Source organism: Burkholderia sp. 567 (genome assembly GCF_040545115.1).
Classification (GTDB): Bacteria; Pseudomonadota; Gammaproteobacteria; order Burkholderiales; family Burkholderiaceae; genus Burkholderia; species Burkholderia ambifaria.
In genome coordinates this window covers 97,367-122,849 of record NZ_JBEPLG010000015.1, presented here as the reverse complement: position 1 = coordinate 122,849, position 25,483 = coordinate 97,367, and the positions used below count along the sequence as shown (strand labels likewise).

Annotated in this window: 18 protein-coding genes; 8 read left to right on the top strand and 10 right to left on the bottom strand. The window is 68.6% G+C overall.

Going from position 1 to position 25,483, the window contains the following annotated elements; translation table 11 throughout:
* The first annotated feature begins 116 nt into the window (after positions 1–116).
* Positions 117–1,703, top strand: a complete 1,587-nt coding sequence (locus ABIC50_RS31665) for a TIGR04222 domain-containing membrane protein (protein WP_354168698.1) — start codon at positions 117–119, stop codon at positions 1,701–1,703.
* Positions 1,704–1,730: 27 nt separating this feature from the next.
* Here the strand turns inward: ABIC50_RS31665 and ABIC50_RS31660 are convergent, their stop codons facing one another.
* From ABIC50_RS31660 to ABIC50_RS31635, 6 genes are read right to left on the bottom strand one after another with little or no spacing between them, the layout of a single operon-like run.
* On the bottom strand, positions 1,731–4,517 hold the full coding sequence (locus ABIC50_RS31660; protein WP_354168696.1) for a glycosyltransferase family protein: 2,787 nt from the start codon (positions 4,515–4,517) through the stop codon (positions 1,731–1,733).
* Positions 4,514–5,722: a dTDP-4-amino-4,6-dideoxygalactose transaminase gene (gene rffA / locus ABIC50_RS31655; RefSeq protein WP_229061301.1), complete on the bottom strand. Its 1,209-nt coding sequence runs from the start codon at positions 5,720–5,722 to the stop codon at positions 4,514–4,516. Before rffA ends, ABIC50_RS31660 begins: the two co-directional genes overlap by 4 nt.
* Positions 5,723–5,782: 60 nt before the next feature.
* Positions 5,783–6,433, bottom strand: a complete 651-nt coding sequence (locus ABIC50_RS31650; RefSeq protein ID WP_175657329.1) for a class I SAM-dependent methyltransferase — start codon at positions 6,431–6,433, stop codon at positions 5,783–5,785.
* Positions 6,434–6,441: 8 nt separating this feature from the next.
* Entirely contained in the window at positions 6,442–7,149 is a 708-nt protein-coding gene (locus ABIC50_RS31645) for a WbqC family protein (RefSeq protein WP_126226952.1), read from the bottom strand.
* A 5-nt stretch (positions 7,150–7,154) separates the two neighbouring features.
* Positions 7,155–8,540 carry an NAD(P)/FAD-dependent oxidoreductase gene (locus tag ABIC50_RS31640; protein ID WP_342612645.1) on the bottom strand — a complete coding sequence of 462 codons (1,386 nt, stop codon included), beginning with the start codon at positions 8,538–8,540 and terminating at the stop codon, positions 7,155–7,157.
* Positions 8,537–9,322, bottom strand: a complete 786-nt coding sequence (locus ABIC50_RS31635) for a class I SAM-dependent methyltransferase (RefSeq protein WP_006751057.1) — start codon at positions 9,320–9,322, stop codon at positions 8,537–8,539. Before ABIC50_RS31635 ends, ABIC50_RS31640 begins: the two co-directional genes overlap by 4 nt.
* A gap of 403 nt (positions 9,323–9,725) precedes the next feature.
* Between ABIC50_RS31635 and ABIC50_RS31630 the strand changes: the two genes are divergently transcribed.
* Genes ABIC50_RS31630 through ABIC50_RS31605 form a run of 6 tightly spaced genes read left to right on the top strand, consistent with a single transcriptional unit; the run spans position 9,726 to position 20,920 of the window.
* Positions 9,726–11,522 carry an O-linked N-acetylglucosamine transferase, SPINDLY family protein gene (locus tag ABIC50_RS31630; protein WP_354168694.1) on the top strand — a complete coding sequence of 599 codons (1,797 nt, stop codon included), beginning with the start codon at positions 9,726–9,728 and terminating at the stop codon, positions 11,520–11,522.
* The gene (locus tag ABIC50_RS31625) at positions 11,519–12,460 is read left to right on the top strand and encodes a UDP-glucuronic acid decarboxylase family protein (protein ID WP_175661374.1); all 942 of its coding nucleotides are present in this window, start codon (positions 11,519–11,521) and stop codon (positions 12,458–12,460) included. The genes ABIC50_RS31630 and ABIC50_RS31625 overlap by 4 nt, the downstream gene beginning before the upstream one ends.
* Positions 12,457–13,662 carry a class I SAM-dependent methyltransferase gene (locus tag ABIC50_RS31620; RefSeq protein ID WP_011655670.1) on the top strand — a complete coding sequence of 402 codons (1,206 nt, stop codon included), beginning with the start codon at positions 12,457–12,459 and terminating at the stop codon, positions 13,660–13,662. Before ABIC50_RS31625 ends, ABIC50_RS31620 begins: the two co-directional genes overlap by 4 nt.
* Positions 13,663–13,674: 12 nt before the next feature.
* Complete coding sequence (locus ABIC50_RS31615) at positions 13,675–16,176, top strand: tetratricopeptide repeat protein (RefSeq protein ID WP_354168692.1); 2,502 nt, start codon at positions 13,675–13,677, stop codon at positions 16,174–16,176.
* Positions 16,173–18,659 carry a tetratricopeptide repeat protein gene (locus ABIC50_RS31610; protein WP_354168690.1) on the top strand — a complete coding sequence of 829 codons (2,487 nt, stop codon included), beginning with the start codon at positions 16,173–16,175 and terminating at the stop codon, positions 18,657–18,659. The genes ABIC50_RS31615 and ABIC50_RS31610 overlap by 4 nt, the downstream gene beginning before the upstream one ends.
* Complete coding sequence (locus ABIC50_RS31605) at positions 18,656–20,920, top strand: O-linked N-acetylglucosamine transferase, SPINDLY family protein (RefSeq protein WP_354168689.1); 2,265 nt, start codon at positions 18,656–18,658, stop codon at positions 20,918–20,920. Before ABIC50_RS31610 ends, ABIC50_RS31605 begins: the two co-directional genes overlap by 4 nt.
* Before the next feature lie 145 nt (positions 20,921–21,065).
* Here the strand turns inward: ABIC50_RS31605 and ABIC50_RS31600 are convergent, their stop codons facing one another.
* The 3 genes from ABIC50_RS31600 to ABIC50_RS31590 all read right to left on the bottom strand — a co-directional run bounded on the left by ABIC50_RS31600 (position 21,066) and on the right by ABIC50_RS31590 (position 23,831).
* Positions 21,066–21,362 (bottom strand): flagellar protein FliT, encoded by a 297-nt coding sequence (locus ABIC50_RS31600; RefSeq protein WP_011655674.1) that lies wholly within the window; start codon positions 21,360–21,362, stop codon positions 21,066–21,068.
* Between the two features lie 35 nt (positions 21,363–21,397).
* Positions 21,398–22,819, bottom strand: a complete 1,422-nt coding sequence (gene fliD / locus ABIC50_RS31595) for a flagellar filament capping protein FliD (protein ID WP_354168687.1) — start codon at positions 22,817–22,819, stop codon at positions 21,398–21,400.
* A gap of 187 nt (positions 22,820–23,006) precedes the next feature.
* A complete protein-coding gene (locus ABIC50_RS31590) occupies positions 23,007–23,831 on the bottom strand; it encodes a flagellin domain-containing protein (RefSeq protein WP_012362818.1) in 825 nt (274 codons plus the stop codon).
* A 541-nt stretch (positions 23,832–24,372) separates the two neighbouring features.
* On the opposite strand from ABIC50_RS31590, the gene rpsU reads away from it, so the two are divergent.
* Positions 24,373–24,585 (top strand): 30S ribosomal protein S21, encoded by a 213-nt coding sequence (gene rpsU, locus ABIC50_RS31585; RefSeq protein ID WP_006401410.1) that lies wholly within the window; start codon positions 24,373–24,375, stop codon positions 24,583–24,585.
* A 261-nt stretch (positions 24,586–24,846) separates the two neighbouring features.
* Here the strand turns inward: rpsU and ABIC50_RS31580 are convergent, their stop codons facing one another.
* Complete coding sequence (locus tag ABIC50_RS31580) at positions 24,847–25,452, bottom strand: DNA-3-methyladenine glycosylase I (protein ID WP_354168725.1); 606 nt, start codon at positions 25,450–25,452, stop codon at positions 24,847–24,849.
* Positions 25,453–25,483 lie beyond the last annotated feature (31 nt).

Genomic DNA, 25,483 nt, shown 5'->3' with positions numbered 1-25,483 from the left:
TCCACCGCCCATTTCCCGCGCCGGTTCGCTGCCGCGTCGCTATGCGAGAATTCCCCCCACCGACAACTCCAAGCGTCGATCGCGGCGGCCGTCCGCGCATCGCGCCGACTCTCCCGATGGCAGCCATCCCGTCTCTCTCGAGCGCAGGCGATGCCCGCGCGCTGACCGATGCGCAGCAGGCGCTCCTCACGCGCCTGCTTACCTATTCCCCCGACGACCCGCACGCCCCGCAGCCATACAGCCGCCGCCTAGCCGAAGCGGAAGGCTGGACGCACGCTCACGCACTGGCCGTGATCGACGAATACAAGCGCTTCGCGTTTCTCGCGCAGACAGCCGGACACCCGGTCACGCCGTCGGTCGCGGTCGATGCCGCATGGCATTTCCATCTGCAATACACGCTCGAGTACTGGGATGTATTCTGCGCCGGCGTGCTGCGCGCGCCGCTGCATCACATGCCCGGCACCGGCGCGCCGGACGAAGCCGCCGTGTACGCGCGGCGCTACCAGGACACGCTCGACAGCTATCGCCGCCTGTTCGGCTGCGAACCGCCCGCGTCGATCTGGCCGCGTCCCGAACGCCGACCGACCGACGCCGGAACACCGCACACGAATGCAACGAATGCAGCGCCAGGCACGAACAGGCCGACAGAACCGCCGTCCGCCGCCATTCCGGCAGGCCGCCGTATCTGGCGCGACCGGCTGCCGAAGGCCATCGTGCCGGCCGCTGCCGCGAGCGTCATCGCGACCGCCGCATCGGCGCGCGATTTCGATGTCCTGAACTACACGGGGCCGCAGTTTCTCGCGTTCTACCTGCCGGTCTGCATCGTCGCGCTGCTGCTGATCGTGGTGCTGCAGCAGATCGAATACCGCTGCCGGCGCCGACGCGCGCAAGCCTTCTCGTCGGGCCTCACGGCCGAGGAGGCCGCCTGTCTCATGGGCGACGAATCGCGGGCCGTGCAGGTCGCGACGCTGTCGCTCGTCCAGGCGGGCGCGATCGACCTGTCGATGGGCGGGCGGCTGGGCGCGCGCGTGCGCAGCGTCGATCCGACGCGGGGTGGTGCGTATGCGGACGAGTGCGCGTGGCTGGCCGCGCTACCGGACGGCGAGGCCAGCTTCGGCGCGTTCCGCCAGTTGCTTGCGCGACGCGTGTCCGATTACGCTAACGCGCTGCGCGGGCGCGGGCGCGGCTGGCTGTGGGAAGCAGGCGAGATGCGGGTCGCCCGAATGGCTTCGCGCGCGATCGCGCTTGCCGTGCTCGGCACGGGCGCGGCGAAACTCGCGGTCGGGCTGAGCCGCGGCCGGCCAGTGCTGCTGCTCGTGCTCAGCATGGCCGTGTTTGCGATCGCGTACCGGATCGTCACGCGACGCCTGACGGGATTCGGCCGCGGCGGCCTGACGGTCGGTGCGAGAACGGCGCTCGCCGAACACCAGCGCGCACGCCGTGACGAGCCCGATTCACCGGACGCGGTGTTGTGGGCAACCGCATTGTTCGGCGCGGGCGCGCTGGCCGGCACCGCGTGGGCCGCGCATTCGATGGCGCTGATGGCGCCGCCGCCGGTACCGCCCATGGCCGCGCGCGGCGGCGGCTCGTCCGGTTCCACGTCCAGCTCCTCCGACTCGAACTCGAATTGCTCGTCGTCGAGTTCATGCAGCTCCAGCTCGTGCAGCTCGAGCAGTTGCGGCGGCTGTTCATCGAGCAGCTGACGCACGAAGCTCCGTGCGCCGCCGTCGTCAATCGATCGCGGCGTCCGCGATCGCGATTTCCGGCGCGCTGGCGCCAATCTCCATGTCCGCCGCGTCGATGATCGCGACCCAGTCGAACGCGGGCATCGCGGCCAGTTGGTCGGCGGTGGCCGCGTACTCCTGCGCCGACGTGCTCAGGTAACGCAGCCGGTCGGTCCACTCGGGCAACGGTCCGGACGACGTCGTCAGCACGACACTCAGCAGATCCTGTTCGGCACGCGCCGCGACGATGCGCAGCGCGGCCTGCACGCGCTCGGCGTCGCCGGCGGCGTCGAGGATCAGCGCACCGGGAATCGGCGCATCTCGCAGCGGCAAGCGCACGGCCGTGCCTTCGCGTTCGGCGCACATCCGGTAGATCTCGCGAATCAGCGGCAGGCGCACCTGCAGCGCGTCGTGCTTGCACACGCGCGCCTGCGCGGTACGCGCGATCCGCCGGCGCAGCGCCGGCTGCGTGACCGCGCGCTCGAGCGCGTCTTCCCATGCGTGCGCGGTATCGCCGGCGAGCAGCGCGTCGTCGCCGTCGTTCAATGTGATGCGCAGGGCCGGCCGGTCGCTCGCGACGACGGCGATGCCGGCGGCCGCGAATTCCTGCCGCTGGATCGCGCTGGTCGCGCCATCGTCGGTATCGGCGAGGGGCATCAGCGCGACGTCCCAGTCGAGCGCGCGCAACTGCTGCGCGTAGGCGCGGTATCCGTCGGGTGCGGGCCGGAACTCGGCCGCTGGATGATCCGCCCAGCCGGCCGGCACCTGGGCGCCGAAGAACTGCACGGCGATGCGGCCGGCATGACGCTCGCAGAGCGCACGCAGCGCGGCGTCCACCCGCGCGAAGTTGGCCGGCAGCAGCGATGCGCCGGCGACGCCGATCGTCACGCGTGCATCGCCGCGTGCGGGCACCGGGCGCTGGAACAGGTCGAGATCGACGCTGTCGGGCAGCACGAACACGTTCGGATTCCACGGCCGGTACTGGCGTGCGAGATCCGGCGTCGGGACGATGATCGCGTGCGCGTTGCCGAGCGTGAACGCGATGCCGGTCCACGTCGAGTCGGCCTGCGTCGTCGGCTGCGCGGCGAGCGGAAGATCGGTCGCGTAGATCACGGGCTTGTCGAACTCGAAGATCGCGCTGAGCCCCTTCAGCGGCAGCAAGCCCGGCGTGTGGCGATCGAGCAGCACGGCATCGGCCGTGGCGATCGCCGTGCTGTCGGCCAGGCCGCTGACGAGTGCCCACTCGTCCTCGAGCCGCGCGAACGGCAGCGCGAAACGGCGCTGCACGGACGCGCCGTCGACCGGATCGATCGCGTACGCGACGAGGCGCTTCTTCTGCTGCGCGCGCATCGCGGGCGGTTCGCCGGGTGCCGCAATCGCAGCGAGCGGCCGCCGGCCCTGTTCGGCGAGTCGCGCGTACAGTGCGCCGCGTCGCGCGGGCTCGGCATCGACGGGCAGCGCGTGTACCGCCGCGTTCACGTGACGATACGTGGCGACCATGGCGTCCGAGCGGACCACCAGCGCATCGGCGCGGCGGATCGCGTCGCGCAGGGCGGCGAGCCGGCGCGCGCTACCGGCGATGTGCGGATCGTCGAGCGAGAACGCGTCGAGCGGCCGGTCGAGGTCGCAGACGACCGGCTTGCCGAGCGCGAACATCTGCTCGAGCGCGGCGCCCGACAGCAGGCTCGGCGTCGCGTCGTGCAGGACGATCAGGTCGGCCCGTTGCAGCATGTCGAGGTCGATGCCGTTCGCGCCGACGGGAAAGTCCACGGTCCATTCGCGAGCGGGCAGCGCGAACCGCGCCGCGATCTGCGCTTGCGCGGCCGGCTCCGCGCACACGACGGCCATGCGCCGCGTCGCGGGCGCGGTCGCTCGCGCGGCGGCCGCACCGTTCGGGCCGCCACGCTCATCGAGCTCATCGGCGCGCGCCTGGGTCTTGTCGACGAACTGCCGCAATTGCCGCCAGAACGTCGTCTCTTCTTCGCGATACACGTCGCGCGCTTCGTGCACGGTCGCCTTCGCGTGCGCGACTTCGTGCGGATCGAGCCCCCACGCGATGCCCTTGCCGCCCATCACCCAGCGTTCCGCATTCGGCATCGACGCGTCGTTCAGGATGCAGACGACCGGGCAGCCGCACAGCAGCGCCTCGAAGGCCGCGGTGGACCACTCGTACAGGTACAGGCATTCGACGCGGCGAAACAGCTCGGCGAGCTCGTGCGCGGAGCGCGGCGCTACGCGGCCCGAGATCTCGATCGAGTCGGCCGTCGCCGGATGCAGGTTGCCGCCGCGGCGCAGATGCCGGTTCAGGAACACGGCCGTGCCGCTGCGGGCCGCGTCGTCGACACCGTCGCAGTGAAAGATGCGCGTATCGACGAGCGGCATTCTCAGCAGGTCCGCTTGCCATCCGTCGGGGACGATCGACGGCCCGAACGCGAACACGAGATCGGTCGGTGCGAGGGCGATCGGCTTCGCGTTGATGCGGCCCGGCTCCGCGAGCAGGTAGCGCGCGACGCAGCGCGCGTTGAACGGGTTCTCGTCGACGATTTCCGGATAGACGGCGACCGGGCTGCGGCCCGCGGCGCCATGCGCGTGCGCGACTTCCGGCGTCAGCAACGGCGTGCGCAAATCGCGGTGCACGACCGTCGTGTTGACATAGGCCTCGCAGCCGAGCAGGTTCAGCGCGTGGCACAGGTAGTGCATCGCGCGCACGCCGCCGGAGGTCTGCAGGTACGGCGGCGCGAAGACGTAGTACGGATGGCCGAGCGACGCGAAGATGCGGGGTGAGTCGTTCATGAAAGGGAGGGCTCGAGGTGCGGCGAAGCAGGACGGACGGCCGGTCGCGCGCCGCTGCGGTAGAAGTCGGATACCACCTGAAGGACGCGGTCCTGCTCCGCGTCGCTCATCGCGTGGTACAGCGGCAGGCGCACGAGCCGGTCGGCGACGTCGTCGGTCACCTGCATGCCTGAGCCGCAGCGGCCGTAGCGGCGGCCCGCCGGCGAACTGTGCAGCGGCACGTAATGGAACACGGCGAACACGCCCGCGGCGCGGATCCGCTCGAGCAGCGCGGTGCGCTCGCCGAGGTCGCGCGCGAGGAAATAGAACAGATGGCCGTTGCCGGCTTCGCTCAGCGGCATCGCGGGCAGCGTGAGGTGGCCGGCGTCGTGCAGCGGCCGCAGCGCATCCTCGTAGCGCTTCACGGTCGCGCGCCGCTGCGCGGTGATCACGTCCGCGTGCTCGAACTGCGCGTACAGGAACGCGGCGATCAATTCGCCGGGCAGATAGGACGAACCGAGGTCGACCCACGTGTACTTGTCGACCTGGCCGCGAAAGAACTGGCTGCGGTTGGTGCCTTTCTCGCGGATGATCTCCGCGCGCTCGACGAGCCGTTCGTCGTTGACGAGCAGCGCACCGCCTTCGCCGGCGATCACGTTCTTGGTCTCGTGGAAGCTGAGGCACGCGAGGTGGCCGAGGCTGCCGAGCGGCTTGCCCTTCCAGGTCGACTGGATCGCCTGCGCGGCGTCCTCGACGACCCACAGCCGGTAGTCGTCGGCGAGGTGCGCGATCGTGTCCATGTCGCATGACACGCCCGCATAGTGGACCGGGACGATCGCGCGCGTGCGCTCGGTGATCGCGGCGGCGACCAGTTTTTCGTCGAGGTTCAGCGTATCGGGACGGATGTCGACGAACACGGGCGTCGCGCCGCGCAGCGCGAACGCATTGGCGGTCGACACGAACGTATAGGACGGCATGATGACTTCGTCGCCCGGGCCGACGTCGGTGAGGATCGCCGCCATCTCGAGCGCGGCCGTGCACGAGTGCGTGAGCAGCGCGCGATGGCACCCGATGCGCGCTTCCAGCCACTGGTGGCAGAGCTTCGTGAATGCCTGGTCGCCGGCGAGTCCGCCCTGTTCGACCGCCTTCGCGATGTAGTAGAGCTCCTTGCCGACGATGAACGGCCGGCCGAACGGAATGCGGTCGAGATTGGGAGGAGCGAACATGACGGAACTCCGCGAAGGCGTGAAGAGGGGCAACGGGGCCGGCGGCTTGCGCGTGCGCGCTCAGCCGTCCTTCCGGACGAGGATCGTGAATTCGTACAGCCCGTAGTCGTGCAGCAGCGCGACGTGGCGCGAGTAGCGGCGCTTGCAGCGATCGAACAGCGCGCACGGATCGGCGTAGTACAGCCGCTCGGGACGCATGTGCGGCGGATCGGAATACGACGTCAGGCAGTTGAACGCGAAGCCGAGACGGCTCGTCGCGTGCAGCGTGTCGAGCGTTGCGTGAATGTAGTCGAGCCACGCGTCGTCGCCGTGGCCGCGATGCACGTTGAAGATGCCCGATGCGATGCCGTAGTCGGCGACCGACGACGGCGTGTCGCCGACGTGGAACGACACGTCGCCGCGATCGCGATAGCGCTGCCGGGCCGCGTCGATCATCTCCGGCGACACGTCGTTGCCCGCATACGCATGGCTGCGCCCAGCCGCGTGCTCGTCGAGAAAATCCACCAGCGCGCCGTAGCCGCATCCGAGGTCGTTGACCGAGAAGCCGTCGGCGGCGGGCGCGACGATCTTCGTCAGTTGTGCGAACCGCAGCCGCTGGCCGTCCTCGCCGTTCCAGTCCACGCCGCGCGCGGTCTGGCCGTGCTCGGCCAGGCGCGCGCCGTAATAGGCGGCGACGTCTGCCAGCAGGCCCGAGTGTCGGGAATCGTGCATCGTCATCCTCAGTGTCGGCCGGTCACGACATGCCGGTGCGCATCCGGCCCGCAATGAAACAGCACGTCGAGCACCGTCACGCCGTGGACGAACTCGCCCCATAGCTGCGCGTACGGCGGATAGGCCGGATAGTCGAACCAGCGCACCGCGACCTGCGCGGCGGCGAACCGGCTTTCGTCGAGATAGTCGCGTGCGGCGGGGCCGGACAGGTATTCGGTCGCGCCGGCCTGCAGGCACAGGTTCAGCAGCTTGTCGGTGCGATCGCCTTCCAGCGTGTAGTCGGACGACGACGACATGCGCGTGGCGATGCCGAGCTGCCGGTTGACCCAGGTCAGCATCGCGAGATTCAGCGCGCTCAACGTGTCGTGCCGGCCGTGCAGGTAGAGCGCTTCGAGCTCCGGCGCGTAGCGCGCGAAATGCGGCGCGCGCGCATAGTTCTGGCGCAGCCGCGTCCAGTGCTGTTCGGCCCACTCCGTGCCGTCGATCTCGGTTTCGCGAATGCTCTGGTGATAGCGCCCCTTCACCCGGACCGGCACGGTCAGCCACTGCACGCCTTGCGGCGTCTTGATCTGGTTGCGGTTGCGCCAGTCGCGCCGCGTGTACTGCGCGTCGTCGTACAGGATGAACTCGTCGGTCGCGGCGATCAGGTCGAAGTAGCCCTTCCACGGGATGTAGTTCGACTGGACGATCGCGATGCGTTTGGGCTGCGCAGTCATGTCGTTCAGGCCGGAATGTGACCGTACCGGTACATGTCGACGAGCTCGGGCGGAATCCCCCAGTCGGTCGCGCCGAGCCGGTCGTGCAGCGCCTCGAGGTCCGCGCGGATCGCGCGTTCGAGCTGCTCGACCATGCGGTTGCGCGCGGGCACGAAGTCGTGCTGGTAAGCGGCGTTGATCTGGTGGCGGACCGTCTTCGCGATCGCCGCGTCGCGCGACAGGTTACGGATCAGCGGCCGCTCGGGCGCCAGTTGCGCATAGCGCGAATCGATCGGCAGCCCGCGCATCGCGGCGACGAGGTCGCGGCACAGCACCGGCGACAGGTGGAAACCGTCGCGCTTGGTGCCGCCGAGAATCCACAGGTCGCGCACGCTGGTTTCGCCGATCAGCGGATACAGGTCGGACGTCGTCGGCCGCCAGCCGACGTTCACGTTGACGAGATTCGCACGCGAGAATCGCGAGTTGATCTGGTCCATCGCGGATTTGAGCAGCGTGTACGCGCTGCCGGCGTGCCCGTGCTCGTGCGGCACCGGGCTGATGTAGTTGCTGGCGCCGACGAGCGTGCGGTCCGGGCCGTACGGCGCCGAATAGACGCCGCACGCGAGGCCGCGGTTGGTCGTGCGCACGCAATGCGTATGCACGTTCTCGCTGCTCTGCAGCTCGATCGACATGCCGATCCCGTAGAACAGCCGTTGCACCGGCAGCTCGGGCAGGCTCGCCTGCAGCACGCGCGTCAGGTTCGCGCCGTTGCAGAGCACGAACCGGTCGGCGTCGAGCGTCGTGCCGTCGCTCAGGCGGGCACCGGCGACGCGCCCGCCCGCGACGTCGATGCGTTCCACTTCCGCCGACACGAACGTGACGTTGCCGGCCGCGGCCACGCTGGCCTGGAGCGCGTCGAGAAACTGTTTCGGGTTCGCCCAGCCCTCGCGCTTCAGATACACGGCGTTCAGCGCGCGGAATTGCGGTTGCGGGTGGTAGTTCGGGATGCCGGCCGGATCGACGGCCTCGCACGGTTCCTCGAACTCGCGGCAAAAGCGCCGCATCGCCGCGAAGTTCTCGTCGTCGAGCGCGTCGGTCGCCGCGTTGTTGAGCACGTAGGTGCCGAAGCCGTGCGCGACCGCGCGATCCGGCGTGCAGATCTCCGCAAATACGTCGGGCCACGCGGCAGTCGCCGCGCGGCTCAGTTCGAACTTGAAGCGGTCGATCGGCGTGCCGAGCGAATCGCCTTCCAGTTCGGTGAACGAGTTGAGCATCGCGGCGGCCGCGCGGGTCGCCGAGCCGGGGCGCTGCGCCGGGCCGACGACGACGAGCTCGATGCCCGGCTCGGCGCGTTGCCAGGCACGGGCCGTCATCAGCCCGAGGATGCCGTTGCCGAGGATCGCGATCTTCATGGGTGCACCCCGCCGCCTTCAGGGAAGCTCAGGTAGCAGAGCGACGGATACGACTTCGCCTTGTGGATCCGGTGCGGATGCTTGCCGAGCAGCTCGCGCACGTAGTGGATTCCTTCGGCCGGCGTCTGGCCGCCGCGCGTGAGCTGCCAGAACGCGACCACGCCGCCCGGCACGAGGCGCTTCATCACCGTCTCGAACGCCTGCCGGGTCGGGCCCGGCACGTTCAGGTCGAACCACGCGAGCGCGACCGGTTCGCCCGGATGCGCTTCCTCGTAGGCGGCCAGCGTGTCGCGGCAATCGCCTTCCCACACATGGTGCTTGCCGTTCACATGGCCCATCGCGTTGTTGCGCTCGTGCAGCGACAGCAGGTTGCGCAGCAGGTCCGCATAGTCGCCGGCGAGCGAGTACGTGCCGTCGGAGAACAGCTTGCGGTCGCGCGAATCGCCGTCGGAGAAGCCCGCGTAGCCGGTGAACGTATCGAACGCGTGAATCCGGCGCTGGAAGTTCAGCGGCTCGAGGATCGCGCGGAAGTTTTCGCACAGCACGGCAGTCTGGCCGCGCCAGGTGCCGAGATCGAGGATCGAGCCCGGCAGCGGCACGATCTGCTCGTAGACCTCGAACGTCGCGAGGATCCGCGCGAGCAGCGAGCCGCGCACGAACAGGCCGAGCGAGCGTTCGAACTCCTCTTGCGTCGCCGGATAGGTCTGCATCAGGTCGAACAGTTCGCGTCGTGCGGCGAGCTGGTCGTCGTTCGAGTTGGAGATGATTGAGGACTCGTGCATACACATGGCTCCAGGCGCTGAGGGTGGCTTCGGGGCATCCCCGGCCGCGGGCCGGCAAGCGGCTTGCGCCCTGCGCGATCGGCCGCGCGGTGGACGCCTCCAAGTCTGTGAACGAGTCTAGCGACCCGCGCGCCAATCAAATGCCGGATTAGCGGGCCGTTTTCCCCCGCATTTCGGGGAATGCCGGCACAGCCGGGGCCGGGCGCGTGCCGCGACCTTGATCGTCGTCAAGCCGGCCGCCGCACCTTCACACGAAAAGCGACCAAATCCGCCACCTGCTCCGCCGATTGGAACGGCGGGCCCCCGCCGAGAATGCTGGCATGTCGAGGGCCGTCCGCGCGTGTGCGATGCCGGCCTCCGCGCGGTTGCGCGCTCCGTACCGAACTCACGCTGGCTTACCACGATGACTGATCTCACGCTGTCCGACTCCCCCGTCGCCACGATCGAAGCGGCGCTGGCGCTCCACCAAGCCGACCGGCTCGAGGAAGCCGAGACGCTGTACCGCCGGATCCTCGATGCCGAGCCGCGGCACGCGGACGCGCTGCACCTGCTCGGCCTGATCGGTCACCAGTACGGGCGGTATCACGAGGCGACGGAACTGATCATGGCGGCGATCGAGATCAAGCCCGACGCGACCTACTACTACAACCTCGGCAACGTGATGCAGGCGAACAATCGCCCGGCCGCCGCCGCCGAGTGTTTCCGCCTCGCGATCGAGCTGCGGCCCGGCTACGTCGACGCTTACAACAACCTCGGCAACGCGCAGCGGCTCGCGGGCCACGCACGCGAGGCCGTCGACGCGTTCTGCCAGGTAATCGCGCTGCAGCCCGACCACGGGCAGGCCTACAACAACCTCGGCAACGCGCTGCTCGACCTGAACGAGATCCCGGCCGCGCTCGAGGCGTACCAGCACGCGGTCGCGCTGCGTCCGGAGTTGCCGGAGCCGCGCAGCAACCTGCTGTTCGCGTATCACTACAGCGATGCGTTCGACCCGCACGCGTACCTCGACGAAGCCGCGCGCTTCGATGCGCTCGTCACGCAGCGCGCGCAGCCGTACTCGACGTGGCAGGTCGACCTGAGCGCGCGCATCGGGCGGCCGCTGCGCGTGGGCATCGTGTCGGGCGACCTGAAGGCGCACCCGGTCGGCTACTTCATCGAAGGGATGCTCGCGCACGTGAAGCGCGAGCGCGTCGAATTGCATGCGTATCCGACGCGCGAGATCGAGGACGACGTGACCGCGCGCATCAAGCCGCGCTTCGCGTCGTGGACGTGCCTCGCCGGCCTCGACGACGCGGCGGCTGCCGCGCGCATTCACGACGACGGCATCGACGTGCTGATCGACGCGTCCGGCCATACGATCCACAACCGCCTGCCGCTGTTCGCGTGGAAGCCCGCGCCGCTGCAGGTGAGCTGGCCCGGTTACTTCGCGAGCACCGGGATGCGCGCGATCGACTACGTGCTCGGCGATCGCCACGTGATGCCGGCCGACGAGGCCGCGCATTTCGTCGAACGCGCGTGGCACCTGCCCGATAGCTACTTGTGCTTTACGCCGCCGGCCGTCGAGCTCGACGGCGGCCCGCTGCCGATGCTCGCGAACGGTTATCCGACCTTCGGCTATTTCGGCAAGCTCGCGAAGCTCACCGATCGCGTGATCGAGGTCTGGTCGCGCGTGCTGCGGGACGTGCCGAATGCACGGCTGTTCGTGAAGGCGCCGCATCTCGACGACCCGCGCGAGCAGGACGCGCTCGCGGCCCGCTTCGCCGCGCACGGCATCGACGCGGCGCGCCTGCTGTTCGAAGGCCGGTCGCCGCGCGACGAATATCTGGCGGCCTACCGGCGCGTCGATCTGATGCTGAGCCCGTTCCCGTACCCGGGCGGCACGACGACGGCCGAGGCGCTGTGGATGGGCGTGCCGGTGCTCGGCCGCCGCGGTGCGCGATTCCTGTCGCACATCTGCGAAAGTCTGCTGCACGCGGCGCGCCTGCCCGAATGGATCGCGGACGACGAGGACACGTATGTCGCGAAGGCCGTCGCGTTCGCGCGCAATCCGGCCGAGCTCGCCGTGCTGCGCACGACGCTGCGCGCGCAGGTGCTGGCGTCGCCGCTGTGCGATGCGCCCCGCTTCGCGCGTCATTTCGAGGAGGCGCTGCACGAAATGTGGGTGCGCCGCGTCGACGCTGCACCGGGAGCCGCAGCGTGAACGGCCAGTCCGTCCTCGTCACCGGCGGCGCGGGCTTTCTCGGCTCGCACCTCTGCGAGCGGCTCGTGCATGCCGGCTACGACGTGATGTGCGTCGACAACTTCCACACCGGCAGCAAGCGCAACATCGAACACCTGATCGGCCAGGTCAATTTCGAGGTGATCCGCCACGACGTGTGGCTGCCGCTCTACGTCGAAGCGGACCGCGTGTTCAACATGGCCTGCCCGGCGAGCCCCGTGCACTACCAGAGCGACCCGGTGTCGACGGTGAAGACGGCCGTGCTCGGCGCGATCAACATGCTCGGTCTCGCGAAGCGCTGCGGCGCGCGCATCCTGCAGGCGTCGACGAGCGAGGTGTACGGCGACGCGCAGCAGCATCCGCAGCAGGAAAGCTACTGGGGCAACGTGAACCCGAACGGGCTGCGTGCGTGCTACGACGAAGGCAAGCGCTGCGCCGAGACGCTGTTCTTCGACTATCACCGCCAGCATCGCGTCGATATCCGCGTGGTGCGGATCTTCAATACCTACGGGCCGCGTATGCGCGCCGACGACGGGCGCGTCGTGTCGAACTTCATCATGCAGGCGCTGCGCGGCGAGCCGATCACGCTGTACGGCGACGGCAGCCAGACGCGCTCGTTCTGCTATGTCGACGATCTCGTCGAAGGGCTGTTGCGGATGATGGACCAGGACGACGACACCGGCCCGATCAACCTCGGCAACCCGAGTGAGATCACGATCCGCGAGCTGGCCGAATGCGTGCTGCGGCTCACCGGTTCGAAAAGCCGCATCGAATATCGCCCGCTGCCGGCCGACGATCCGCTGCAGCGCCGTCCCGACATCGGCCGCGCGCGCCAGCGTCTGGACTGGCAGCCCGGCATCGCGCTCGAGGATGGCCTGAAGGAGACGATCGCCCATTTCCGCAAACAGGTGAATGCATGAGCCCCGACCTGATCGACGCCCCTTGCCCCGTCTGCGCGCATACGGTTGCCGCGCCGTTCTTCCCGGGCGGCGAGCGCACGCTCGCGACGCTCGCGTGGCCCGCATCCGCCGAAGCGGCGCGCGGGCTGCCGCGCCATGCGCTCGACTTCGTCCAGTGCCCGCAGTGTTCGCACGTGTGGAATCACCGGTTCAGCTACGACGCGATACCGTATCAGAGCAACCCGAACCGGATGTTCAACAGCGGCGGGATCTGGAAAGGCCACCTCGCGGCCACGCGCGACCTGCTGCTCGGCACGCTGCCGACTGAACCGACGGTCGTCGAGATCGGCTGCGGAGAAGGCCATTTCGTGCGCGGCCTCGCGCAGGCGAGCCGCGGCGGGCGTTTCGCCGGCTTCGATCCGAACGCGAGCGCGGGCACCGGCAACGGCATCGAATTCCATGCGCGGCTGTTCGAACCCTTGGCCGACATGCCCGCGTTTCGTCCCGATGCGATCGTGATCCGGCATGTGCTCGAACACCTGACCGAACCCGCGAAGCTCGTCGAGCAGCTCGCGTGGGGCGCGTCGCGCCAGCCGAACGCATGCTGGCTGTTCGCGGAAGTACCGTGCATCGACCGCGTGTTCGAGACCGATCGCCTCGCCGACTTCTTCTACGAGCATGTATCGCAGTTCACGACGGAGTCGTTCCGCACGCTGATGGCGCGCGCCGGCGAGATCGTGACGCTCGCGCACGGCTACGACGGTGAAGTCGTCTATGCGCTGGTACGGCTCGGCGTGCCGGCGCACGCGCGCACCCGCGCCGACGCATCGCTGCGGTTCGCGGCGCGCTCGGTCGAGAACCGCGCGGCGATCGCCGGGCAGCTCACCGAGCTTGCCGGGTCGGGGCGGCGCGTCGCGATCTGGGGCGGCACCGGCAAGGCCGCCGCGTTCATCCATCACTTCGATGCCGATGCCGCGCGCTTCCCGCTCGTCGTCGATTCCGATCCCGACAAGGTCGGCACCTATGTGCCGGGCACCGGCCAGAAGATCGAATTCCGCGACGCGCTGAAGGCGGCGCCGGCCGACGTGATCATCATTCCGACGCAATGGCGCGCACGCGACATCGTCGCCGAGATGTCGCGCGAAGGGATCGCGGCCGCGGCCGTGATGATCGAGCACGACGGCCGACTGATCGACTTCGGGCGCGAACCGCATCCGTATTGAGCGGCGCGCGCGATGGAGTCGATTGAACGGCAATTGCGCGCGGCGCTCGCGCATCACGAGGCCGGACGTCTCGGGGAAGCGAAGGCGTTGTACGACGCGATCCTGCACGCCCAGCCCGGGCAGCCCGATGCGATGCACTTCCTCGGGCTGCTCGCGTGCCAGCTGAAGCAGTACGACGCGGGCCTCGCGTTGATGGAGCGCTCGCTCGCCGCGCGGCCGGACGCGTCGTACTTCAACAACCTCGGCAACATGCTGCGCGAATGCGGGCGGCTCGACGACGCGATCGCGCACTACCGTCGCGCGGTGGCGCTGCGGCCCGACTACCCGGAAGCGCACAACAACCTCGGCAACGCGCTGCGCGACGCGCGCGATCCGGCCGAGGCGATGCAGAGCTGTTCGCGCGCGATCGAACTGCGCCCCGGCTACGCGGAGGCCTACAACAACCTCGGCAACGTGCTGCAGGACCTGGGCGAGCTGGACGCGGCCGCGGCGAGCTACGGCAAGGCGATCGCATTCCATCCCGCGTATGCGGAAGCGCATAGCAACCTCGGCAACGTGCTGCGCGCGCAGGAGCGGCACGCGGACGCGATCGTGCACTACCGCAGCGCGATCGAACTGAACCCGGCGCTGCCCGCTGCGTGTCACGGCCTCGGCCTGTCGCTGTGGGCGCTCGGCGAACTGAGCGAAGCCGCGAGCGTGCTGGGCGCCGCCGCGGCCGGGTCCGGCGACGCGAGCCTGCACAACAACTACGCGGGCGTGCTGCGCGATGCGGGTGACCTCGACGCCGCCGCGGCGCACTACACGCGCGCGATCGCACTCGATGCGTCGCTGGCCGCCGCGCATGCGAACCTGAGCGGCGTGCGGCGCCGTCAGGCGCGTTATGCGGAAGCGCTCGTGCATGCGCAGGAGGCGATCCGCATCGCGCCGGATCTCGCCGATGCGCACAACCAGGCGGGCAACGCTCACCACGGCCTGGGCGATCTCGTCGCGGCGCAAGCGTGCTACCGGACCGCGCTCGAGCTGAATCCGGCCGGCAGCGGCGCGTGCCACAACCTGTCGGTCGTGCTGCTCAAGCGCGAGCGGCACGCCGAGGCGCTCGCGTATTGCCGGCAGGCGCTGGCCGGCGGCCGCCCGACCGTGTCGATGTACGTGAATCTTGGCGACATCCTGCGCGCGCAGGGCAACGTCGACGCCGCGGTGCCCGCGTATCGCGACGCGCTTGCGCTGGTGCGCGACGACGCGAGCGACGATGCGGCGGAGGTACTCGGCCGCCTGCTGTTCGCCGCCGCGGCATCGGCGACCGTGTCCCCCGCCGACTACCTGAACGATGCGCGCCGCTACGGCCGCCACCTCGCGGCGCGTTCGACGCGCTATACGCATGACGTGCGCGCACGCGCGGCCGACGCGCTGCACCGCCCGCTGCGGGTCGGCTTCGTATCGGGCGACTTGCGGCAGCACCCGGTCGGAATCTTCGTCGAAAGCGTGTTCGCGCACCTCGATCGCACGCGCATTGCGCCGTACGTGTACACGACGTCGGACGAAGCGGACGCGATCACCGCGCGGCTGAAGCCGCACGCGGCCGTCTGGCGTTCGATCGCCGGTTGCGATCCGCAGGCGGCCGCCCGCACGATTCACGACGACGGCATCGACGTGCTCGTCGATCTCGCCGGCCATACGCAGGCGAGCGGCCTGGCCGCATTCGGCTGGAAGCCGGCGCCCGTGCAGGCGAGCTGGCTCGGCTTCTTCGCATCGACGGGCAGCGACGCGATCGACTATTTCATCGGCGACGCGCGGACGTTGCCGGCCGACGAGGCGCATCACTTCGTCGAGCAGCCGTGGCGGCTGCCCGACAGCTACCTGTGCTTCACGCCGCCGTCCGACGACGTCGCGGTCGGCCCGCTGCCGATGGCCGCGAACGGCCATGTCACGTTCGGCTGTTTCGGCAAGCTCGTGAAGCTCGGTGACGACGTCGTGCGCGTGTGGTCGCGCGTGCTGGATGCGCTGCCCGGCGCACGGCTGTTGCTGAAGGCGCGCGAACTCGAACAGGCGGCGGTGCGCGACGCGACCGCCGCGCGCTTCGCGCGGCACGGGATCGACGCGAGCCGGCTGCTGTTCGACGGCGCATCGCCCCGCGCGGAGTATTTCAACGCGTACAACCGGATCGATGTCGCGCTGAGCCCGTTCCCGTACCCGGGCGGCACGACGACGGCCGAGGCGCTGTGGATGGGCGTGCCGGTGCTCGGGATGAAGGGCGGACGGTTCGTCACGCACATCTGCGAGAGCCTGCTGCACGCGGCCGGGATGCCCGACTGGATCGCCGGCGATGAGGACGACTATGTCGCGAAGGCGGTCGCGGCCGCGCAGGACGGCGCGCGGCTGGCGGCGTTGCGCGTGACGCTGCGCGAACGCACGCTCGCGTCGCCGCTGTGCGATGCGGCACGCTTCGCACGCAATCTCGAAGATGCCTTCGTCGGCATGTGGACACGCTATACGGAAACGGCACAGACAGCATGAACGATATCCAGCAGGCCCTGCAGGAGGCCCTCACGCACCACCAGGCCGGGCGTCTCGGGGAAGCAAAGACGCTGTACGACGCGATCCTGCACGCGCAGCCCGGGCAGCCCGACGCAATGCACTTCCTCGGGCTGCTAGCATGCCAGTTGAAGCAGTACGACGCGGGCCTCGCGTTGATGGAGCGCTCGCTCGCCGCGCGGCCGGACGCGTCGTACTTCAACAACCTCGGCAACATGCTGCGCGAATGCGGGCGGCTCGACGACGCGATCGCGCACTACCGTCGCGCGGTGGCGCTGCGTCCCGACTATCCGGAAGCGCATAACAACCTCGGCAACGCGCTGCGCGACGCGCGCGATCCGGCCGAGGCGATGCAGAGCTGTTCGCGCGCGATCGAATTGCGGCCCGGCTACGCGGAGGCATACAACAACCTCGGCAACGTGCTGCAGGACCTGCGCGAGCTGGATGCGGCTGCGGCAAGCTACGGCAAGGCGATCGCATTCCATCCCGCGTATGCGGACGCACACAGCAACCTCGGCAATGTGCTGCGCGCGCAGGAGCGGCATGCGGACGCGATCGTGCATTACCGTCGCGCGATCGAACTGAACCCTGCGCTGCGCGTCGCGCATCGCGGGCTCGCCATTGCGTTGCGGGCAACCGACGATTTCGACGGCGCGCTCGAGCATGCGCGCGCGGGGCTCGAACCGGACGATGCGGAAGGCCATTGCGCGCTCGGGCGGTCGCTGCGCAGCATGAACGACTTCGACGGCGCGGCGCGCTTGTTCGAGCGCGCGTGCGAGATCGACCCCGGCTACGCGCCGGCATGGTGCCGGCTCGGCGAGCTGCGTTGCCAGCAGGGCGAATACGAGGAATCCCTGCGCCTGTGCCGGCACGCGATCGAACTCGATCCCGAACTCGCGGATGCGTACAACTTCCTCGGTCTCGCGTATCACAACCTCGACCGGATGGCGGCGTCGGAACTGAGCCATCGCCACGCGATCGACCTGAATCCGGACGACGCGGACGCGCACCACAATCTCGCGGCCGCGCTGTTCCGTCTCGACAAGCTCGACGAGGCGATGAGCGAATACCGGATCGCGCAGGAACTCGGCGTCGATCCGGTGAAGATCCAGCTGACGCTCGGCGACATCCTGTGGGCCAAGCGCGATTTCACCGGTGCGGTCGCGGCGTTCCGCGAAGCCGTCGAACACGATCCGCATCGCGCTTACGCGCGGCTGCTGTTCAACATGTCGAGCTCGCCGGCGTTCGCGCCCGAGGAGTGGGTCGTCGATGCGCAGCGCTACGGCGACTACCTCGCGCGCGACGCGCGGCTGCTGTCGCATGACCGCGAACAGCGTGCGCGGCAGGCGCGCGGCCGGCCGCTGCGTGTCGGCTTCGTGTCCGGCGACCTGCGTCAGCATCCGGTCGGGATCTTTCTCGAAAGCGTGCTCGCGCATCTCGATCGCACGCGCATCGAGCCGCATGCATACGTGACCTTCGTGGTGGAGGACGACGTGACCGCGCGGCTGAAATCGGGCTTCGCGAGCTGGAAGAAGCTCACGTGCCTGAATCGCGACCAGGCCGCGCGGATGATCCACGACGACGGCATCGACGTGCTCGTCGACCTGGCCGGCCACACCAACTGGAGCGGGCTGCCCGTATTCGCGCACCGGCCCGCGCCGGTGCAGGCGAGCTGGCTCGGCTTCTTCGCGACGACCGGCTGCCGCGCGATCGACTACTTCATCGGCGACCCGCATACGCTGCCGGCCGACGAGGCGCATCACTTCGTCGAGCAACCGTGGCATTTGCCGGACAGCTACTTGTGCTTCACGCCGCCGGCTTACGACGTCGCGGTCGGCCCGCTGCCGATGGCGACGAACGGTGGCGTGACGTTCGGCTGCTTCGGCAAGCTCACGAAGATCAGCGACGACGTGATCGCGCTGTGGTCGCGCCTGCTGCACGCGCTGCCCGATGCGCGGCTGATGCTGAAGGCGCACGAGCTCGGCGCGAGCGACCTGAACCGCGCGACGCTCGAGCGCTTCGCGCGGCACGGCATCGGCGCGCACCAGCTGATCCTCGAAGGCGGTTCGCCGCGCGCCGAGTATTTCAACGCGTACAACCGGATCGACATCGCGCTGAGCCCGTTCCCGTATCCGGGCGGCACGACGACGGCCGAAGCGCTGTGGATGGGCGTGCCGGTGATCGGGATGAAGGGCGGCCGCTTCGTCACGCATATCTGCGAAAGCCTGCTGCATGCGGCCGGGATGGGCGACTGGATCGCCGCCGACGAGGATGCGTATCTCGCGAAGGCGATCGCGTTCGCGGGCGATCGCGACGCGCTGGCGGCATTGTGCGCGACGCTGCGCGAACGCACGCTCGCGTCGCCGCTGTGCGACGCGGCGCGGTTCGCACGCAATCTCGAGGATGCGTTCCACGGGATGTGGGCGCGCTACGTGGCCGGCGACACGGACGGCACACGCACATGACGGGCGCTGTCGTGGAACGGTTGAACGCGGCGTTCGTGCACCATCAGGCCGGGCGCTTCGACGACGCGCGCGTGCTGTACGAGGCGATCCGGCGCGACGAGCCGGATCAGCCGGATGCGACGCACTTCCTCGGGCTGCTCGCGTGCCAGCTCGGCCAGTTTCCGGCCGGCCTCGCGCTGATGGAGCGCGCGATCGCGCTGCGCGCCGATCCCGTCTACCTGAACAACCTCGGCAACATGCTGCGCGCGCACGGCCGGCTCGACGATGCGATCGGCGCGTATCGGCGTGCGATCGCGCTCGCACCCGACTATGCGGAGGCGCACAGCAACCTCGGCAACGCGTTGCGCGACGCGGGCGACGCGGACGCCGCGATGCTGAGCTGCGCGCACGCGCTCACGCTGCGCCCCGATTACGCACCGGCGTTCAACAACCTCGGTAACGCACTGCAGGACAAGGGCGAACTGGACGCCGCGGCGCGCGCATACGAGAAGGCGATCGCGCTCGATCCCGGCTACGCGCAGGCCCGTTTCAACCAGGGCAACGTATTGCGCGCGCAGCGCCGGCCCGATGAGGCGATCGCGTGCTACCGCGAAGCGATCGCGCTGCAACCGGATCTGCATGCCGCGCATCACGCGCTCGGCGTGCTGCTGTTCGAGCGCGACGATCTCGAGGGCGCGATCGCGAGCCTCACCCGCGCGGCGGAATCGGGCGAAGCGGACTGCCTGTTCCATCTCGCGGCCGCGCTCGAACGTGCAGGCGATCTCGACGGCACGGTGGCGAGCCTGCGGCGTGCGCTGGTCGCGGCGCCCGATCGCGCGGACCTGCATCACCACCTCGCGCAGACGCTGGTGCGGCAGGGCAAGCGGCGTGAAGCGCTCGACAGTTGCCGGATCGCGCTGTCGCTGCCGAACCCGACCGCGCAGATGCATGCGGTGATGGGCGACATCCTGTGCGCGATGTGGCACCTCGATGCGGGGCTCGCGAGCTACGATCGTGCGCTCGAAATCGATCCCGCGTTCCGCAACGCACACTCGGGCCGCATGTTCCACGCGGCCGGCACCGACCGGCTGTCGCCCGCGCAACTGCTCGAACGCGCGCGTGAATTCGGTGCGCGGATGGCCGCGCAGGCATCGCCGCGTACGCATGTGCCGCTGCCGGCTGCCGGGCGCGTGTTGCGTGCCGGGTTCGTGTCCGGCGACCTGAAGTCCCATCCGGTCGCGGTGTTCCTGCTGAGCGTCGTCGCGGCGCTCGACCCGTCGCGCGTCGAGGCGGTGGCTTACGCGACGCAGTCGGTGGAGGACGACACGACCGCGGCGCTCAAGCGCCATTTCGCGCTGTGGCGCGACATCACCGCGCTCGACGACCGCGCGGCCGCCGATCTGATCGTGAATGACCACGTCGACGTGCTGGTCGACCTGAGCGGCCATACCGCGTCGAACCGGCTGCCGTTGTTCGCATGGAAGCCGGCACCGGTGCAGGCGACCTGGCTCGGCTATTTCGCGACGACCGGCATCGCCGCGATCGACTACGTGATCGGCGATCGCCACGTGCTGCCCGACGACGAAGCGCATCACTTCGTCGAGCGGCCGTGGCGGCTGCCCGACAGCTATCTGTGCTTCACGCCGCCCGCGCAACCGCTCGACGTCGGGCCGCTGCCGGCCGCGCGCGAAGGTGTCGTCACGTTCGGCTGCCTGAACAATGCGAACAAGATCGGCGACGCCGTCGTCGCGCTGTGGTCGCGCGTGCTGCATGCGGTCCCTGGTTCGCGGCTGCTGCTGAAGTCGGCGCAGCTCGACGAAGCCGCGCTGCGCACGAGCCTCGCCGCGCGCTTCGCGGCACACGGGATTCCGGTGGAGCGCCTGCTGTTGCGCGGCGGATCGAAGCGGCTCGCGCACATCGCCACGTACAACGACATCGACATCGTGCTCGATCCGTTCCCGTATCCGGGCGGCACGACGAGCATGGAAGGACTGTGGATGGGCGCGCCGTTCATCACGCGGCGCGGCGACCGCTTCCTGTCGCATATCGGCGAAAGCATCCTGCATACGCTCGGGATGCCTGAATGGATCGCTGACAACGACGACGACTATGTCGCGAAGGCGGCCGCGTTCGCGCAGGATCTGCCGCATGTCGCGGCCGTGCGGGCCGGGCTGCGCGAGCGGCTGCTGCGCTCGCCGCTATGCGATGCGCCGCGCTTCGCCCGCCATCTCGAAGCGGCGTTCGCGCAGATGGTCGACGCGGCGGCGGCGGCCGCGCGCTAGTCGATCCGGCACGGTGCGGATTTGCATCGTGCCGGCATCCGTGCCGTTTCTTTTTCCTTCGCTCAAAAAAATAGCCGCCCGAAGGCGACTAGACGTTACGACATCGGCGCACGCTCGACGGCGGCGCGCGTTGTTGTTCGTGGGCTTACAGCATGCCGGTCGCCTGATAGAGGCCGGCCGCGCGAATGCGCTCGCGCGATGCGGTGAATTGTTGCGCGAGCTGATCGCGATCGGCCTGCGCGTCCTGCGCGATCGACGCGTCGATCTCCATGATCCGCCGGATCGTGTCGAGCGCTTCCGGCGTCTGCTCGGGCGACAGCCCCATCAACAGCGGCGAGCGCGCGTCGGCCAGCGCCGCGACGCGTTCCCAGTCGCGCAGCGCGGTGGCCGACTGCATCGCGTGGGTCAGGTGGAGTGCTTGATTCAGCGTATCGGTCGTCATGGTCGTCGTCCGGATGCGGCCTGCGAACAGGCGGCTTACTTGTTGGTGGCGAGCGCGCCGGCGCTGTTCGTGCCGCCGAACAGCTGCGTCAGGTACTTCGTATTGTTCGCCATCGTCGCCATCAGGTTGTTCAGCGCGGTGAACTGCGCGTTGTACTGCGCGGTCAGCTGATCCGAATAGTTCTTCAGCTGCGTCGCCTGGTTGGACAGGTTCTTCAGGTCCGCGTTGAGCGCCGTGGTGCGCTGGTCGATCAGGCCGTTCGCCTGCGTGTACGTGTTGACCAGCTTGTTCAGCGTCTGGCCGACGCCGTTCGTCGTGTTGAACAGCGCGGCGACGGTCGGGCTGTTCGACGTGAGCGCGGTGTTCAGCGCGGTCGAGTCGACCTGCAGCGTCCCGTCGGCCTGCAGGTTGATGCCGATCGCCGCGAGTGAATAGGTCGTGCTCGGGCTGCCCGTCTTGACGCCGCCGCTGATCGCGGTCGCGAGACCGCTCGTGATCGTGTTGAGCATCGCGTCGCCGAGCAGCGGGCCTGCCGTCGACGTGTTCGGATCGTACGACGACAGCGACTTCGCGGTCGTCACGTAGCCGTTGTATGCGTTGACGAATGCGTTGATCGCGCTCGTCGTGGCGGTCGTGTCCTGCGACAGCGTGACCGTCTGGGTCGTGTTCAGCGCGGCCGGCGTCAGGTTCAGCGTGACGCCCGTCAGCACGCCCGACACGCTGTTGGACGCGCTGCTCACCGGCGTGCCGTCGACGGTCAATTGCGCGTCCGCGGCCTTGGTCACGGTGGAATAGCCCGACGTCAGCTTCGCGTTCACGCCGGTGCCGCTCACCGACACCGTGTTGGCCGCGCCGGTGTTGTTCGACTGGATCACGAGATGCTGGCCGTCCGAGCCGGTGATGACCGACGCGGTGACGCCCGGGTTGCCGGCCGTCGTATTGATCGACGTCGCGATGTCGGACAACGACGCGCCGGCCGCGACGTTGACGTTGAATGCCGCGTTGCTGCCGAGCGTGATGCTCAGCGAGCCGGCCGCGATCGTGTCCGCCGACGTGATGCCCGCCGACGACAGCTTGTTCGCGCTCGCGAGCTGCGTGACGTTGACCGCGTACGAGCCGGCCACCGCCCCGCCGCCGTTCTTGACCGACGCGGTGATGCCGGTGCCGCTCGCGGTCGCCGCGAGGCCGCTCAGCGTCGAGCCGTTCGCGAGACCGGCGATCGCGGTTTGCAGCGCGGACAGCGCCGATTTCAGTTTGCCGACCGCGGACAGCTCGGTGTTGTCGCGCGTCTGCTTGGTTGTGAGGGTTTGAGTCTGACCGGCGGTCTTGGCCGTGACCAGCGCGGACACCAGCGAACTGACGTCGAGCGTCGAATTGGTCGCGCCGCTGATGATCGATTGTCCGGCCTGCGCCAGAAGACTGCCGATATCGGTCGTGCTCGTGCTCGTCGTGGTCATGCGGGTGCTCCAGTCGTTTGCGCGGTCGCGCGCGTTCCGGCGGGTCGCCGTGCTTCGATTTCAATGCAAGCAGGGAGGCAAGCCTCCCTGGAGTGTCGGGTCCGGGGTGCCGGACCGGCGCCGTCGCGCGCCGCAACGCGGACGACGCCGTGCGCGCGGGCGGCGAGCCCGGCGCGGATGTTCCCGATTACTGCAGGAGCTTCAGGACCTGCTGCGGCAGCGAGTTCGCTTGCGCGAGCACCGAGATGCCGGCTTGCTGCAGCACTTGCGCCTTGCTCAGGTTCGCCGTTTCCGTCGCGAAGTCCGCGTCGGTGATCTGCGAACGCGCTGCGCTCATGTTGGTTGCCTGCGTTTGCGTCGTCGTGATTGCAGCCTGGAACGTGTTCTGTGCTGCACCCAGCGTTGCCTGGAACGTGTTGACGTTCTTCAGTGCCGTGTCGATTGCCGTGATCGCCGACTGTGCGCTCGTCTGGTCGCTGACCGTCAGGCCGCTCAGGCTCAGGCCTGCGCCCGTGCTCGTCCACACGGTCGCGCCGAAGTTGACGGCGACGGTCTGGTTTGCCGATGCGCCGACCTGGAACGTGACGTTGCCGGCGTTGCTCAGGATGGTCTGGCCGTTGAACGTCGTTTGCGTTGCCACGCGGTCGATTTCGCCCAGACGCGTCGTGACTTCAGCTTGCAGGTTTGCACGTGCGTTCGAGTCCAGCGAGCCGTCGCCGGATTCGACTGCCAGCGTACGGATACGCTGCAGGTTGTCGACGGTCGACTGCAGCGCGCCGGCTGCGGTCTGGATCATCGAGATACCGTTGTTTGCGTTTGCGACACCTTGCGTCAGCGCGTTGATCGCGGCCGTTTGCGTCGTCGAGATCGCGAGACCTGCCGCGTCGTCGGCTGCCGTGTTCACGCGCTTGCCCGACGACAGGCGGTTGATCGCTTGCGACAGGGCGCTTTGCGAGCCCGACAGGTTCGTCTGCGTCGTCAGCGAAAGGATGTTGGTATTGATGTTCAGCATTTGCTTCCTCTTTTTGGAAAATGCCTGAGTACAGACAGGGTCGTTTTCGGCGTTGCGCTTTATCGCGAGTGGCGCTGCCCGCCTTTCCTGGTTGACGGCGGCACCCGGCGAAAACTTTAGAGAGATGTTCGAGGAAATTCGGGACCGAAGAGTCGCATCGCCGCGAAGTCCGCGTCCGGCGTGGCCGGCAGCGATTTCGGCCGGGCCGCGCGAGCGCCTCGTCGGGCGGCTCGTGTGGCCGCGCCGCGTTGGACGGCGAACCGGCATCGAGAAAAGGATGGTTTTGTCTGTGATTTCCTGATATGATGGCGGGCTGAATTGAGATTTTCTGTCACGCCTGTGCCGTCTCGGCATTCTTGCTGGCAGTCAAACGCGGCGCTGCACGTGGCTTGTGAAGCGTACCCGCGGTGCTTTCCGCCTCTCTTTTCCGGCCTCCGAGGCCGTATTTCCGCTCGTTTCGCCTGTTGTGGGGACGCCCGGATGGCCGGTGCGTGGCGCTTGGCCGCTACGTTTTTGACCGTTTAAGCAATTTAGGAACGACATGACGACGATTCTTCTGAAAGAAAACGAGCCGTTCGAAGTGGCGATTCGCCGCTTTCGCCGTGCTATCGAAAAAAATGGCCTGATCGCTGAACTGCGCGAACGCCAGTCCTACGAAAAGCCGACCGCAGTCCGCAAGCGCAAGAAGGCAGCAGCCGTCAAGCGCCTGCACAAGCGCCTGCGCAGCCAGATGCTGCCGAAGAAGCTCCACTAAGAGCGTCTGTCGGTTCGCCGCGAAACGGCGGAGCGTGCTTCGAAAGAAGCCGCTCCGCCGTTTTGCTTTTGGGGGGGGAAATGGGCTTCGGGGCTGGGGCTGGGGTTTTCCCGGCGGCGGCGGTTCAGCACGTTGTCGATCGATGCGCGCGGCGTTATGTCGTGGCAGCGGATGCGCGTCAGGTAGCGCGCGCCAGCATTGACGACCAGGAAGCCCGGTTTGGCGAGGCCCCGCCGGCCGCACGCAGCGGCTCCGACGCCGTCAGCCTGCCTTGCGGCGCCGTGCCGGCTGCTGCTTGCCGGCGAGCGCCGCGCATTTGGGGTGACACGGGCAGCCGGCCTCGTGGTCGTTGACCATCCCGGTTGCCTGCATCAGCGCATAGCAGATCGTCGAGCCGACGAACTTGCAGCCGTACGCCTTCAGCGCCTTGCTGAGCGCGTCGGACTGGGCGGTGGACGCGGGCGCGTCGCGATACGACTGCCATGCGTTCTGCACCGGCATGTGATCGACGAACGACCACAGGAAGTGCGCGAGCGACCCGTGTTCGTCGCGAATGCGTTGCACGGCCAGTGCATTGGTCACCGCGGACTGGACCTTCGCGCGATTGCGCACGATGCCGGGATTCTCGAGCAGCTTCTCGATGTGCTTCGGCGTGAAGCGCGCGACGGCGTCGACATCGAAGTCGGCGAACGCCTCGCGATAGCCGGCGCGCTTGTTCAGGATCGTCGACCACGAGAGCCCCGCCTGCGCACCTTCCAGAATCAGCATCTCGAACAGGTGGCGATCGTCATGTGACGGCACGCCCCACTCGGTATCGTGATAGTGAGCATCCGCTTCCGTCTTTACCCAGTTGCACCGCTGCGACATCATCCGCCTCGTTCCAGTGTCGATTCGATCG

What these genes read in the sequence shown, in the direction of transcription:
- ABIC50_RS31665 (WP_354168698.1), top strand. Translation starts at nt 117, where the DNA reads ATGGCAGCCATCCCGTCTCTCTCGAGCGCAGGCGATGCCCGCGCGCTG.
- ABIC50_RS31660 (WP_354168696.1), bottom strand. Translation starts at nt 4,517, where the DNA reads ATGAACGACTCACCCCGCATCTTCGCGTCGCTCGGCCATCCGTACTAC.
- rffA (WP_229061301.1), bottom strand. Translation starts at nt 5,722, where the DNA reads ATGTTCGCTCCTCCCAATCTCGACCGCATTCCGTTCGGCCGGCCGTTC.
- ABIC50_RS31650 (WP_175657329.1), bottom strand. Translation starts at nt 6,433, where the DNA reads ATGCACGATTCCCGACACTCGGGCCTGCTGGCAGACGTCGCCGCCTAT.
- ABIC50_RS31645 (WP_126226952.1), bottom strand. Translation starts at nt 7,149, where the DNA reads ATGACTGCGCAGCCCAAACGCATCGCGATCGTCCAGTCGAACTACATC.
- ABIC50_RS31640 (WP_342612645.1), bottom strand. Translation starts at nt 8,540, where the DNA reads ATGAAGATCGCGATCCTCGGCAACGGCATCCTCGGGCTGATGACGGCC.
- ABIC50_RS31635 (WP_006751057.1), bottom strand. Translation starts at nt 9,322, where the DNA reads ATGCACGAGTCCTCAATCATCTCCAACTCGAACGACGACCAGCTCGCC.
- ABIC50_RS31630 (WP_354168694.1), top strand. Translation starts at nt 9,726, where the DNA reads ATGACTGATCTCACGCTGTCCGACTCCCCCGTCGCCACGATCGAAGCG.
- ABIC50_RS31620 (WP_011655670.1), top strand. Translation starts at nt 12,457, where the DNA reads ATGAGCCCCGACCTGATCGACGCCCCTTGCCCCGTCTGCGCGCATACG.
- ABIC50_RS31615 (WP_354168692.1), top strand. Translation starts at nt 13,675, where the DNA reads ATGGAGTCGATTGAACGGCAATTGCGCGCGGCGCTCGCGCATCACGAG.
- ABIC50_RS31610 (WP_354168690.1), top strand. Translation starts at nt 16,173, where the DNA reads ATGAACGATATCCAGCAGGCCCTGCAGGAGGCCCTCACGCACCACCAG.
- ABIC50_RS31605 (WP_354168689.1), top strand. Translation starts at nt 18,656, where the DNA reads ATGACGGGCGCTGTCGTGGAACGGTTGAACGCGGCGTTCGTGCACCAT.
- ABIC50_RS31600 (WP_011655674.1), bottom strand. Translation starts at nt 21,362, where the DNA reads ATGACGACCGATACGCTGAATCAAGCACTCCACCTGACCCACGCGATG.
- fliD (WP_354168687.1), bottom strand. Translation starts at nt 22,819, where the DNA reads ATGACCACGACGAGCACGAGCACGACCGATATCGGCAGTCTTCTGGCG.
- ABIC50_RS31590 (WP_012362818.1), bottom strand. Translation starts at nt 23,831, where the DNA reads ATGCTGAACATCAATACCAACATCCTTTCGCTGACGACGCAGACGAAC.
- rpsU (WP_006401410.1), top strand. Translation starts at nt 24,373, where the DNA reads ATGACGACGATTCTTCTGAAAGAAAACGAGCCGTTCGAAGTGGCGATT.
- ABIC50_RS31580 (WP_354168725.1), bottom strand. Translation starts at nt 25,452, where the DNA reads ATGTCGCAGCGGTGCAACTGGGTAAAGACGGAAGCGGATGCTCACTAT.